The sequence below is a fragment of the Micromonospora parva genome, assembly GCF_040649675.1.
GTDB classification, from domain to species: Bacteria; Actinomycetota; Actinomycetes; order Mycobacteriales; family Micromonosporaceae; genus Micromonospora; species Micromonospora parva.
On sequence record NZ_JBEZFX010000002.1, the window covers coordinates 444635 to 457246 of the forward strand.

At 72.6% G+C, this 12612-nt stretch carries 11 protein-coding genes and 1 riboswitch; of the genes, 5 read left to right on the top strand and 6 right to left on the bottom strand.

Going from position 1 to position 12612, the window contains the following annotated elements; translation table 11 throughout:
• Window positions 1-55 precede the first annotated feature (55 nt).
• The 3 genes from AB0C03_RS07285 to AB0C03_RS07295 are packed head-to-tail and all read left to right on the top strand — an operon-like array spanning window position 56 to window position 3389.
• Entirely contained in the window at window positions 56-1363 is a 1308-nt protein-coding gene (locus AB0C03_RS07285) for an ArsB/NhaD family transporter (RefSeq protein ID WP_210865840.1), read from the top strand.
• Entirely contained in the window at window positions 1360-2970 is a 1611-nt protein-coding gene (locus AB0C03_RS07290; RefSeq protein WP_081883645.1) for a potassium/proton antiporter, read from the top strand. Before AB0C03_RS07285 ends, AB0C03_RS07290 begins: the two co-directional genes overlap by 4 nt.
• The gene (locus AB0C03_RS07295; RefSeq protein WP_357635221.1) at window positions 2889-3389 is read left to right on the top strand and encodes a cation:proton antiporter regulatory subunit; all 501 of its coding nucleotides are present in this window, start codon (window positions 2889-2891) and stop codon (window positions 3387-3389) included. Before AB0C03_RS07290 ends, AB0C03_RS07295 begins: the two co-directional genes overlap by 82 nt.
• Before the next feature lie 21 nt (window positions 3390-3410).
• Here AB0C03_RS07295 and AB0C03_RS07300 read toward each other — a convergent pair whose 3' ends face one another.
• Window positions 3411-4190 carry an endonuclease/exonuclease/phosphatase family protein gene (locus tag AB0C03_RS07300; RefSeq protein ID WP_030327691.1) on the bottom strand — a complete coding sequence of 260 codons (780 nt, stop codon included), beginning with the start codon at window positions 4188-4190 and terminating at the stop codon, window positions 3411-3413.
• Between the two features lie 181 nt (window positions 4191-4371).
• On the opposite strand from AB0C03_RS07300, the gene AB0C03_RS07305 reads away from it, so the two are divergent.
• Complete coding sequence (locus tag AB0C03_RS07305; RefSeq protein ID WP_030327692.1) at window positions 4372-5142, top strand: sulfite exporter TauE/SafE family protein; 771 nt, start codon at window positions 4372-4374, stop codon at window positions 5140-5142.
• A 53-nt stretch (window positions 5143-5195) separates the two neighbouring features.
• Here the strand turns inward: AB0C03_RS07305 and def are convergent, their stop codons facing one another.
• On the bottom strand, window positions 5196-5705 hold the full coding sequence (def, locus tag AB0C03_RS07310) for a peptide deformylase (protein WP_030327693.1): 510 nt from the start codon (window positions 5703-5705) through the stop codon (window positions 5196-5198).
• Between the two features lie 32 nt (window positions 5706-5737).
• Window positions 5738-6958, bottom strand: a complete 1221-nt coding sequence (locus AB0C03_RS07315; RefSeq protein ID WP_400446072.1) for a chorismate-binding protein — start codon at window positions 6956-6958, stop codon at window positions 5738-5740.
• A 123-nt stretch (window positions 6959-7081) separates the two neighbouring features.
• On the opposite strand from AB0C03_RS07315, the gene AB0C03_RS07320 reads away from it, so the two are divergent.
• Window positions 7082-7282, top strand: a complete 201-nt coding sequence (locus AB0C03_RS07320; protein WP_030327695.1) for a DUF5999 family protein — start codon at window positions 7082-7084, stop codon at window positions 7280-7282.
• A gap of 179 nt (window positions 7283-7461) precedes the next feature.
• Here the strand turns inward: AB0C03_RS07320 and gcvP are convergent, their stop codons facing one another.
• The 3 genes from gcvP to AB0C03_RS07335 form a co-directional block, all read right to left on the bottom strand.
• Window positions 7462-10284 carry an aminomethyl-transferring glycine dehydrogenase gene (gcvP, locus tag AB0C03_RS07325; protein WP_357635226.1) on the bottom strand — a complete coding sequence of 941 codons (2823 nt, stop codon included), beginning with the start codon at window positions 10282-10284 and terminating at the stop codon, window positions 7462-7464.
• Window positions 10285-10356: 72 nt separating this feature from the next.
• Window positions 10357-10455: riboswitch (glycine riboswitch) on the bottom strand.
• 84 nt (window positions 10456-10539) lie between these two features.
• Window positions 10540-11385, bottom strand: coding sequence for an NAD-dependent protein deacetylase (locus AB0C03_RS07330; RefSeq protein ID WP_357635229.1), 846 nt, complete (start codon window positions 11383-11385; stop codon window positions 10540-10542).
• An 83-nt stretch (window positions 11386-11468) separates the two neighbouring features.
• A complete protein-coding gene (locus tag AB0C03_RS07335) occupies window positions 11469-12536 on the bottom strand; it encodes a MerR family transcriptional regulator (protein WP_357635232.1) in 1068 nt (355 codons plus the stop codon).
• Between the last annotated feature and the right edge of the window lie 76 nt (window positions 12537-12612).

Genomic DNA, 12612 nt, shown 5'->3' on the forward strand with positions numbered 1-12612 from the left:
GTAAAGGGACAGACGGCGGGCGGGCCTTCGGGGTCCGTGGGGAGGGGGGCGGTGGATGACCACGGCGGGCTGGTTGGCGGTGGCGGTGTTCACTGTCGTGTACGCGTTGATCGCGACGGACCGGGTGGATCGGGTGGCCGCGTCGGTGGGCGGTGCGGTGTTGATGCTCGCGGTCGGGTTGACCGGTACGCAGGAGGCGTTCTTCTCCACCGACACGGGCATCGACTGGCGGGTCATTTTTCTGCTCATCGGCATGATGATCATCGTGTCGGTGCTCGGTCGTACCGGCGTGTTCGAGTATCTGGCGATCTGGGCGGCGAAGCGGGCCCGTGGGCGACCGTACCGGCTCATGGTCATCCTGGTGTTGATCACGGCTGCCGCGTCGGCGCTGCTGGACAATGTCACCACGGTCCTGCTCGTTGCGCCGGTGACCATCTCCGTGTGTCGGCAGCTGGGTGTGCCGGTGGTGCCGTTCCTGCTGGCGGAGGTGTTCGCGGCGAACATCGGCGGCACGGCGACGCTGATCGGTGATCCGCCGAACATCATCATCGCGGCGCGGGCCGGGCTGTCGTTCAACGCGTTCCTGGTGCACCTGACGCCGTTGGTCATCGTGCTGCTGGGTGTTCTGTTGCTGTTCTGCCGGGTGATCTTCCGGTCGGCGTTGACGTACCACCCGGAGCGGGTCGGGCCGGTGCTGGCGATGCGGGAACGCGACGCGATCCGCGAACCGCGCCTGCTGCTGTACAGCGGCATCGTTCTCGCCTTCGTCCTCGCCGGGTTCGGTCTGCACACCGTCCTGCATCTGGAACCGGCGGTGATCGCGCTGACCGGCGGTGTCGTTCTGCTGGGGGTGTCACGGCTGGAGCCGGGCAGCGTCGTCCGGGACGTGGAGTGGCCCACCCTGGCGTTCTTCGCCGGCCTGTTCATCATGGTCGGGGCCCTGGTCGACACCGGCGTGATCCAGGTGGTCGGCACCTTCGCCACCGACGCGGTCGGCGACAACCTGCTCGGCGCGTCGTTGACCCTGATCGGCGGCGGGGCGCTCATGTCGGCGTTGGTGGACAACATCCCGTCGGTGACCGCCATCAGCCCGATCATCGAGCAGCTCGTCGCGGCGAACGGCGGCATGGAACAGGCCGGCATGCTGTGGTGGTCGCTCGCGCTCGGCGCGGGGCTCGGCAGCAACGCCACAGTGGTCGCCGCCGCCTCCAACGTGGTGATGGTCGGTCTGGCGCAGCGAGCCGGGGAGCCGATCTCGTTCTGGCGGTTCACCCGCGACGGTCTGCTGCTGACCGTCGTCACCGTCGTGCTCGCCGGCGTGTACGTGTGGCTGCGCTACTTCGTCCTGGGCGGCGCTCCGTGACGCTGCCGTCGCTGTATCTGCTGCTGGCAGCCGGGACGCTGGTGGCGCTGGTCAGCGTGGGCGCCGCGAAGATCGCCGCGAAGGCCGGGATGCCGGTGCTGCTGGCGTACCTGGGTGTCGGGCTGCTGCTCGGCGAGGGTGGGCTCGGGCTGCCGTTCGACGACGCCGCGTTGGCGCAGGCGCTCGGGTTGGCCGCCCTCGCGGTGATCCTCGTCGAGGGCGGCCTGACCACCCGGGTCAGCGACGTGCGGCGGGTGTTGCGCCCGGCGACCGCGCTCGCCACCCTTGCGGTGTTCATCAGCGTCGCCGTCACCGCCGCGGCGGCGCACTACCTGCTCGGCCTGGGATGGCAGCTGTCGCTGCTGCTCGGCGCGATCGTCTCGTCCACCGACGCGGCCGCCGTCTTCTCGGTGCTGCGCGCCGTGCCGCTGCCCCGTCGGCTGAGCAACCTGCTGGAGGCGGAGTCGGGGCTCAACGACGCGCCCACGTTCATCCTGGTGCTGGCGTTCAGCGCGACGAGTCTGAGCACGCTGTCCCCGGGCGGGATGCTCGCCCAGATGAGCTACCAACTGGTGGTCGGCGCGCTCGCCGGCGTCGGGGTGGGGATGGCGGCGGTGTGGCTGCTGCGCCGGCTCACCCTGCCCACCTCGGGGCTGTACCCGATCGCCACGTTCGCGTGCGGGGTGCTCGCGTTCGCCGGCTCCGGCCTGCTGCAGGCCAGCGGCTTCATCGCCGCGTACCTGGCGGGTCTGGTGCTCGGCAACGCCGGCCTGCCGCACCGGCGCGCCACCGAGTCGCTGGCCGAAGGGCTCGGCTGGATCGCGCAGATCGGCCTGTTCGTCATGCTGGGTCTGCTGGTGTCGCCGGCCGACCTGCCGGCGGCGATCGTGCCGGCGCTGGTGGTCGGCGCCGCCCTGCTGCTCATCGCCCGGCCCGTCTCGGTGCTGCTGACCCTGTTGCCGTTCCGCATCCCGCTGCGCGAGCAGGTGTTCCTGTCCTGGGCGGGGCTGCGCGGCGCCGTGCCGATCGTGCTGGCCACGGTGCCGGTGGTGGCCGGCACCCCCGGTGCCATGGTCGTGTTCAACATCGTCTTCGTGCTCGTCGTGGTGTTCACCGCGATCCAGGCGCCGTCGCTGCCGTGGCTCGCGCAACGCCTCGGGCTGGCCCCCCACCGCGTCGGCCCGGACCTGCAGGTCGAGATCGCCCCGCTGGACAACATCGACGCCGACCTCATCAACGTCACCATCACCGCGGGTTCGAAACTGCACGGCACGTACCTGGACGAGCTGCGGCTGCCCACGCCCGCGGTGGCCCCGCTGGTGGTGCGCGACGGCGTCGCGTTCGTTCCCGCGACGGACACCCGGCTGCGCACCGGCGACGATCTGCTCGTCCTCACCACCCCGACGGTGCGTGAGGCCACCGAACGCCGACTGCGGGCGGTCAGCCGCGCCGGGCGGCTGGCCCACTGGCACGGCGAGTACGGCGACCCCGACCGGCGTGCGGAACCATCAAGGAGGAGTCCGTCATGGAAATCGAACGAATCGCCCTCCCCGGCGTCGGCGTCTCGTACTCGTTCGTCACCGGCGATGGCACCCGACTCGGCGTGATCTGCCACCCCAACGGCGCCCGTGACATCGCCCTGTACGACCGCGACGACCCGACCGACGTCCGTGCCGCGGCGACGCTGTCGCCGGTGGCGGCCCACCACCTGGCCAACCTGCTCGCGGCGACAGCGGTCATCGACCTGGTGCCCGACGGCGGCGCGGACGTGGACGCCGTCACGGTGGCCCGGGTGCCGGTTCCCGCCGGCAGCGACTACGACGGTCGCCCGCTGGGCAGTCTGCGCACCGACGCCGTCGTGGTGGCGGTCCTGCGCGACGGCCACCCCGTCCTCAGGCCCGACGCCCGGCGGGACCTGCGCTACGGCGACACCCTGGTCGCCGTCGGCACCCGCGACGCGATCGACCATCTCGGACGCGCCGTCGCCGGCTACGTCAGCGGCGGTGTGACGACCCGGCGGGGATGACGACGGGTGACAGCCGTGGGGTCAGCCCAGGTCGACCAGGAGCGGCCGGTGGTCGGAGATGGTGGACAGCGGGGTGGTGACCGCGCGTACCGGCGGCAGCTGGTCGAGGGCGTGCCGGTCGGCGAGGATGTGGTCGAGTTGGACCCGGGGCTGCCCGGAGGGGTAGGTGGGACGTCGGCCCAGGGGGTGCCAGCCGGAGATGAGCCGGGCCGCCCCGGCGGGCAGGTTGAGGTCGCCGAGCAGGACGCGGGGGGCCGGTAGCGCGCGCAGGGCGCGCACGGTCTGGCGCAGTTGGCGGGCGTTCCAGCCGGGCACGAACGACAGGTGGGTCGCGGCGACGGTGAGGGCGCCGTGGGGGGTGTCCAGGACGGCGGCGAGGACCACGCGCGGTTCGTCGTGCAGGAGGATGAGGCCGCCGCGGGGGCCGGGCACGTAGACCGGTGAGCGCACCGGCGCCGGTTTGAGCCGGGTGACCTGCCAGCTGCGCACGGGATGTCGGCTGATCAGGCCGATGCCGTAGCAGGGTTCGCCGTGCCCGTCGTCGTCGTGGCGCAGCGGGCGGAACTGTTCGCCGGGGGTGCCGACGACGGCGGCGGCGAAGCGGTGGTGGGGTGCGTCGAGGGCGCGGGCGGCGATGGCGGTGAGGTCGAGGTTGCCGCTGCGGTGCTGGTCGCGGTCGACCTCCTGCAGGGCGAGCACGTCGGCGTCGAGGGCGCCGATGGCGGCGGCGAGTCGGTCGGAGTCGACGAGCCCGTCGGTGAGGGACCGTCCGTGCAGCACGTTGAAGGTGGCCAGGCGCACTCCTGCACCTTACGTGCCCGTGGCATGGTTGCCGGGTGGTGAAGGTGTTGCTGTGTTCGGTGCTGGTGTTCGTGGCGGTCGGGGCGTTGGGGGTGTTTCTGCGCCGTACGCGAGGTCGTTGACGTGAGTCTGACCACGTCAGGCCCGGTCTGGCCGTCCCCTGTGGGAAGAATTGCCGCCCGTGGACGCCGTATCGCTGAGTACCCTGCTGGCCGCCGCGGCGCTGGCCGGGTGGGTCGATGCCGTGGTCGGCGGCGGCGGGTTGTTGCTGCTGCCGGCGTTGCTGGTGGCCGCCCCGGGGTTGCCGGTGGCCACCGCGCTGGGCACGAACAAGTTGGCCGCGATCTTCGGTACGGCCACGGCAGCGACGACGTACGCCCGGCGGACCACGCTCGACTGGCGGGTGGTGGGACCGGCGGCGGGGTTGGCGGTGCTCAGCTCCGGCGTGGGCGCCGTGCTCGCCGGGGCGGTGCCGGCGGCGGCGTACCGGCCGGTGGTGTTGGTCGTGTTGGTGGCGGTGGCGGCGTTCGTGCTGCTGCGACCCCGGCTGGGGGTGCTACCGGCGCCGCACCGGCGCACCCCGGCGAGGGTGGCGGCGGCGATCGCGGTGGCCGGGGTGGGCATCGCCCTGTACGACGGGTTGATCGGCCCGGGCACCGGCACGTTCCTGGTGTTGGCGTTCACCGCCCTGCTGGGCTCGGATTTCGTGCACGGCTCGGCGATGGCGAAGGTCGTCAACGCGGGCACGAACCTGGGCGCGCTCGTGGTGTTCGCGGTGACCGGGCACGTGTGGTGGCTGCTGGGCGCGGGCATGGCGGTGTGCAACATCGCCGGCGCGGTGCTCGGGGCGCGCATGGCGTTGCGCCGCGGCTCCGGGTTCGTGCGGGTGGTGCTGGTGGTGGTGGTGGCCGCGTTGATCGCGAAGCTGGGCCACGACCAGTGGGTGGCCTAGCGGCTGGGCCACGGCCACCGGCCTAGCCGGCCGGGCCACGACCAGTGGGTGGCCTAGCCGCGCCGGCTGGGTGAGTCGAACCGCCCGGCGCGGATCTCGCGCAGCGCCCGGCGTCGGGTGTCGCCGCGCAGGGTGTCGACGTAGAGCCGCCCGCCCAGGTGGTCGGTTTCGTGTTGCAGGGCGCGGGCCAGGAACCCGCTGCCGGCGATGGTCAACGGCTCGCCGTGCTGGTCGACACCGTGGGCGGTGGCGTGCATGGCCCGCACGGTCGGGAAGTACAGGCCGGGGATGGACAGGCAGCCCTCCTCGTCGTCCTGGAGCTCGTCGGACAGCTCCAGGGTCGGGTTGATGAGGTGGCCACGGTGCCCGTCGGCGTCGTAGACGAACACCTGGGCGCTGACGCCGATCTGTGGTGCCGCGACGCCGGCGCGGCCGGGGGCGCCGAGCAGGGTGTCCATCAGGTCGGTGACGAGGGCACGCAGCTCCGCGTCGAAGGTGGTGACCGGTTCACATCCGGTGCGCAGGACAGGGTCGCCGATGATCCGGATGGGCCGCATGGTCATGCGGGTCAGCGTATCGCCGTCCGGGCGCGCCGTCAGCGCCCGGCCAGGGTGGCGCGGATCGGGGTGGTCTTCGCGGCGGCCTCGGCGACCTCGGCGTACGGGTCGCTGTCCCAGGTGATGCCGCCGCCGGCCCAGGTGTGCAGCCGTTGGCCGTCGGCGGCGGCGGTGCGGATGGTCAGACCCAGGTCGACACGACCGGGCGCGACCCAGCCGAGCGCGCCCATGCTGGCGCCGCGGCCGACGGGTTCGAGGGCGCTGATCTGGGTCAGGGCGGCGAGTTTCGGCGCGCCGGTGACCGAGCCGCCGGGGCAGGTGGCGCGCAGCAGGTCGGCCAGGCCGAGGCCGTCGGCGACGGTGGCGCGGACGGTCGATTCGGCCTGCCACAGGTCGCACCAGCGGCGGACGGCGAACAGGTCGTCGACGGTGACGCTGCCGGTACGGGCGATGCGCGCCAGGTCGTTGCGCTCCAGGTCGACGATCATGATGTGTTCGGCGCGTTCCTTGGCGCTGGCGAGCAGTTCGGCGCGCCCGGCGGCGGTGGCCGGGCGGGTGCCCTTGATCGGTCGGGTGATCACCTGCCCGTCGGTGACCTCGACGAGGGTTTCCGGGGAGGCGCAGCCGATGGCCCAGCCGTCGCCGGTGAGCACACCGCCGTAGCGGGCGCCGGGGAGCGCGCCGAGGCGGCGCAGGGCGGGCAGCGGGTCGCCGGTGTAGGGGGCGGCGGCGTGGCCGACGATGTTGCTCTGGTAGACGTCGCCACGGCCGATGGCGGCGCGGACCGCGTCGACGGCGGCGGCGTGCTCGCGGGGGGTCCAACTCTCGGTCCACTCGCCGAGCCACCACCGCCTCGGCGGGCCGGGCGGCGTGATCCGGACGCGGCCGTGCTGGTAGACGACGACAACGAGGTCGGGCAGGGTCGGCGCGGGTTCGGGCGCCCCGGTGGGCGCGCCGGTCAGCAGCGCCCCGGCGGCGGCGGACAGGTACAACGCCGCGCCGCAGACCCCGTCGCCGTGGCGGCCGGTGACGGGTCGGGCCAGGTCGTGCAGGGGCAGGCCGTGCGCGGCGAGGAACTCCTCGGCCAGGGCCGCCGGGTCGCCGCCGTCGGCGCGGGACCAGTGCAGGCGGGCGCGTTCGGTGAGCGCGCCCCGGCATCCGGCCGGCGCGGCCGGCACATCGACGTACGTCGCCGGACCGAGGTCCGCGTCGCACACGTATGGGAGCGTTTCCACGCCGTACGGTCCAACCTTCCTCATCCGTTCAGTGGATTTCCCGCGCACCAGGCGGACACCTGGTCGATGCTGGACACTTTCGCTTGGTACTGTGCGTCACTGGTCATGTGAACCATGACACAGTGCCCCCACAGTCCGGAGAACCCGATGTGCCAGCACCAACCGACCTGCCCTTCCGCTGAAGCCACCGACCGGGAAGCCGCGCGGGTCCTCGCCTGCTTCCGTGAGCAGGGCTGGAGCCTGCTCTGCAACGGTGTCATCGTCTTCGACGACACCGGCGAGCTGCTCCCCGACGGCAGCAGCATCGCACCGCACCGCGGCCCCGCCCGCCACGCCCTCGTGGCCTGACCGACCACTCAGCGTCACCGAATAGCCGCCGTCGACCCAGGCTAGTCCCCCGGTTAGGGACGTCCCCGCCCAGGTCGCAGCGACTGCCGGGGCAGGCCGTACCCGCCCGCCCCGGCGCGCCGTCATCGGCCCTTCGACGCCCGGCGGCGCTGTCAAACCTTGAGCGCCCGCGGGCGCTGTCAGTCTTCGAACGCCTCCGGCGACGGGCACGAGCAGACCAGGTTCCGGTCGCCGTACGCGCCGTCGATGCGCCGCACCGGCGGCCAGTACTTCCCGGCCCGGTCCACCCCGGCCGGGTACGCGCCCACCGACCGCGGGTACGCGTGCGACCACTCGTCACCGCTGACCATCGCCGCGGTGTGCGGCGCGTTCGCCAGGGGGTTGTCCCCCGCCGGCCACTGCCCCGACGCCACCTGCTCGATCTCCGCGCGGATCGCGATCATCGCGTCGCAGAACCGGTCCAGCTCGGCCAGGTCCTCGCTCTCGGTCGGCTCCACCATCAGCGTCCCCGCCACCGGGAACGACATCGTGGGCGCGTGGAAACCGTAGTCGATCAACCGCTTCGCCACGTCGTCGACGCTCACCCCGGTCGCCTTCGTCAACGGCCGCAGGTCGAGGATGCACTCGTGCGCCACCAGGCCCTTGTTGCCGGCGTACAGCACCGGGAAGTGTCCGCGCAGCCGCGCCGCCACGTAGTTCGCCGCGAGGACCGCCACACCGGTGGCCCGGGTCAGCCCCTCGGCGCCCATCATCCGCAGGTACGCCCACGGGATCGGCAGGATGCCCGCCGACCCGTACTTCGCCGCCGAGATCGCCGGGGTGGCGTCGGCGTGCGCGCCGAGCGGGTCACCGGGCAGGAACGGCGCCAGGTGCGCGCGGACCGCCACCGGGCCCACGCCGGGGCCACCGCCGCCGTGCGGGATGCAGAACGTCTTGTGCAGGTTCAGGTGCGACACGTCCGCGCCGAACGTGCCGGGCTTGGCGAAACCGACCAGGGCGTTGAGGTTCGCCCCGTCGACGTACACCTGCCCGCCGGCGTCGTGGACCTTCGCGCACAGCGACGCGATGCCGGTCTCGTACACGCCGTGCGTCGACGGGTACGTCACCATGATCGCGGCGAGCGCGTCGCGGTGCTTGTCGATCTTCGCGTCCAGGTCGACCAGGTCGACGTTGCCGTTGTCGTCGCAGGCCACCACGACGACCCGCATGCCGGCCATCACCGCCGACGCGGCGTTCGTGCCGTGCGCCGACGAGGGGATCAGGCACACGTCGCGGTGGGTCTCCCCCCGCGACGCGTGGTACGAGCGGATCGCCAGCAACCCGGCCAGCTCACCCTGCGAACCGGCGTTGGGCTGCACACTGACCGCGTCGTAGCCGGTCACCTCGGCCAGCCACGACTCCAACTGACCGATCATCTCCCGGTACCCGGCGGTCTGCGCGTCCGGCGCGAACGGGTGGATGTGCGCGAACTCCGCCCAGCTGATCGGCTCCATCTCGGTGGTCGCGTTCAGCTTCATCGTGCACGAGCCGAGCGGGATCATGCCCCGGTCCAGGGCGTAGTCGAAGTCCGACAGCCGTCGCAGGTAGCGCAGCATCGCCGTCTCCGAGTGGTGGCTGCGGAACACCGGGTGGGTGAGGAAGTCGGTGGTGCGCGTCAGGCCGGCCGGGACTGCCGTGTCGACGGCCCCGTCGAACGCGGCCACCCCGAACGCCGCCCACACCGCCTGAAGGTGCGCGTCGGTGGTCGTCTCGTCGCAGGACATCCCCACCTGGTCGGCGTCGACCAGCCGCAGGTTCACCCCCCGCTCGGCGGCCGCCGCGACGACCTCGGCGGCCCGGCCCGGCACCCGGGCGGTGACGGTGTCGAAGAACGCGACGTCCGCGACCTCCACGCCGCCGGCGCGCAACCCGGCCGCGAGCCGCGCCGCCATCCGATGGGTACGCGTCGCGATGTCCCGCAGCCCGTCCGGGCCGTGGTAGACGGCGTACATGCCGGCCATCACCGCGAGCAGCACCTGCGCGGTGCAGATGTTGCTGGTCGCCTTCTCCCGCCGGATGTGCTGCTCACGGGTCTGCAACGCCAACCGGTACGCCGGGTTGCCGTCCGCGTCGCGCGACACCCCGACCAGACGTCCGGGCAGCATCCGCTCCAGGCCCGAGCGCACCGCCAGGTAACCGGCGTGCGGCCCACCGAAGCCCATGGGTACGCCGAAGCGCTGGGTGGTGCCGGCGGCGATGTCCGCGCCGATCTGCCCCGGCGCCCGCAGCAGCGTCAACGCCAGCAGGTCCGCCGCGACGGTGACCAGGGCGCCGACGGCGTGCGCCGCCTCGACCAGACCCTGGTGGTCGCGGACCGCACCGGACGCCCCCGGGTACTGCAGGTGCAGGCCGAAGAACTCCGCCGGCAACTCGTCGCGCTCGACGTCGAGGACCCGCACCTCGATGCCGAGCGGCTCGGCCCGACTGGTGATCACCGCGATGGTCTGCGGCAACGCGTCGGCGTCGACCACGTACACCGGGCTCTTGGTCTTGGACGCGCGGCGGGCGAGGGTCATCGCCTCCGCCGCCGCGGTGCCCTCGTCGAGCATGGAGGCGTTCGCGGTGGCCAGCCCGGTCAGGTCGGTGACCATGGTCTGGAAGTTCAGCAGCGCCTCCAGGCGGCCCTGACTGATCTCCGGCTGGTACGGGGTGTACGCCGTGTACCAGGCCGGGTCCTCGAGGACGTTGCGGCGGATCACCGCCGGGGTGTGCGTGCCGTGATACCCCAACCCGATCATGGAGACGGCGACGGTGTTGCGCGCCGCGAGGGCCCGCAACTCGGCGATCGTCTCGGCCTCGGTGGCCGGGTCGGGCAGGTCGAGGGTGCCGTGCCAGCGGATCACCTCGGGGATCGCGGCGTCCATCAGCTCGTCGATCGAGTCGTGCCCGACGACCTCCAACATCCGACGCTCGTCGTCGGGGCCGGGACCGATGTGACGGGTGGCGAACTGCTCTACGGTCATAGGGGCACTCCCGGGGCGAGGTCGACGTGTCGGCCTCCCCCTCTGTCGCACCCACAGGGGCACTCCACAGTGCCTGCCCACGAGGTCCTTTTGCCTGAGAGGTTCCGGGGAGGATTTGCCCCTTCGGCGCCGCCCTGCGTGCTGTCGGGCGGTCTCTCCCACGTGGGTGTTACCGGCGTGGTCAACGCTACCAGCGCCGGTGTTTCCCGCAGATGTCCTACCCCCGGGCCGGGCACCGCGCCCAGTGACCCACGATCACACCTTGAGCGGCACTCCAGCGGCGACCCGCGCGGCCAACTGCGGCAACACCACACCCAGCGGCGCGTCGACGCACACGGTGGCGTGGTCGTCACCTCGCGTGGGCCCCTGGTTGACGATCGCGACCGGGATGCCCCGTTTCACCGCCCGAATCACGAAACGGCGCCCCGACATCACCGTCAACGACGACCCGAGAACCAGCAACGAACGGGCCTGCTCCACGGCCGCGAAACACCGCGCCACCCGCTGCGGCGGCACCGTCTCACCGAAGAACACCACGTCCGGCTTCACCATCCCGGTGCCGCAGATCCCGCAGTCCACCGGCCGGAACGCCGCCACCTGCTCATCGGGGAGATCAACATCACCGTCCGGGTTGACCCCGGCGACGCGGGCCACGAAATCCGGGTTGGCCTCCCGCAGCCGCCGGTCCAGTTCCTCCCGCGAGGTCAGGTTGCCGCAGTCCAGGCAGGTCACCTCGTCGAGCCGACCATGCAACTCGATCACCGACGGGCTGCCGGCCGCACCGTGCAGACCGTCGACGTTCTGGGTGATCACGGTGTCGACCAGACCGGCGCGTTGCAGCTGCGCCACCGCCCGATGCCCGGCGTTGGGCGCCGCGCCCGCGATCAACCGCCACCCCAGGTGGCTACGCGCCCAGTAGCGCCGCCGGGCGAGCGGATCCCCGGTGAACGCCTGGAAGGTCATCGGGGTGTGCCGCCGCGCCACCCCGCTGGGCCCCCGGTAGTCCGGGATCCCCGACTCGGTGGACAGGCCGGCGCCGCTGAGGACCACCACCCCACCGCCGGCCACCAGCGAGGTCAACACGTCGAGGCTCTCCGTCACCTCTCCATGCTGCCTCAACCCGTGCGCCACCGGCGAACCCCGCGCCGGGTGGGCAACCCCACCCGGCGCGGGCACCGGGACGTCTACACCGCCACGATGTCGGCCACCACGCAGGCGATGTTGTCCGGTGCCCCCTCGGCCCGCGCCAGCGCCGTCAGCGCACGCACCGTGGCATCCGGATCGCCGGCCCCGGTCAACGCCGAACGCAGCTCGGCCCGGTCGACGACCGCCGACAACCCGTCGGAGCACAGCAGGTACCGGTCACCGGCCTGCACGGTGCGCACCGCGAGATCAGCCTCGACCTGCCGACCGCCACCGAGGGCGCGCACCAGCACCGCCCGCTGCGGATGCGACGCGGCCTGCTCCCGGTCGAGCCGGCCCTGATCCACCTGGGCCTGCACCCAGGTGTGGTCCTGCGTGAGCAGCGACAGCTCACCGTCACGCAACAGGTAGGCCCGGGTGTCGCCGACGTGCACCAACGCCAGCCGGGAACCGCGCAGCAGCAGCCCGGTCAGCGTGGTGACCGGCTGGTCGGCGTCGGACGCCAACCCGCGCACAGCGCGGTCGGCGTCGGCGACCGCCCCGGCCAGCACCGTCAACACCTCGGCGGACGGCAGGTCGGCGAACTCCAACGGCTTCAGGGCGTCGACGGCGGCCGCGCTGGCAGCCGCACCGCCCGTCCCCCGCATACCGTCGGCCACGGCCAGCAACCGTCCGCCGGCGTACGCGACGTCCTCGTTGCTGTCGCGCACCAGGCCGGTGTCACAACCGGCCGCGCAGCGTACGGCAACCGTGCCATTCGGGTCGGACATCGTGGTACCCCCTTCAGAAAGGTGATCCACGAGGAGGGTGGCGAGCCGGGCGCGAGCCGCGGTGTCGGCGCTGACCCGCCGCCAGTACGCGCTGATCGCCTCAGCGGCCGCCGCGGGCTCCAGGGCACACACCACCCGGATCGTCGCCAGCGGCATCCCGAGCCGACGCAACTGGGCGACCAGCCGCGCCACCGGCAGCTGAGCCGGGTCGTAGAACCGGTAGCCGGACTCCGGATCCACCGCCGCCGGAACCAGCAACCCCACCTGGTCGTACAGGCGCAACGCCTTCGGCGTCAGCCTCGCCGCCCGAGCGAACGCCCCGATGGTCATCAGCCCCACGTGAACATCCTCCTCGTGCCGGTCACGGCGACCGGCACGACCAGGCTCAGGGTTACCCGAAGGTCAAGGTCAAGCC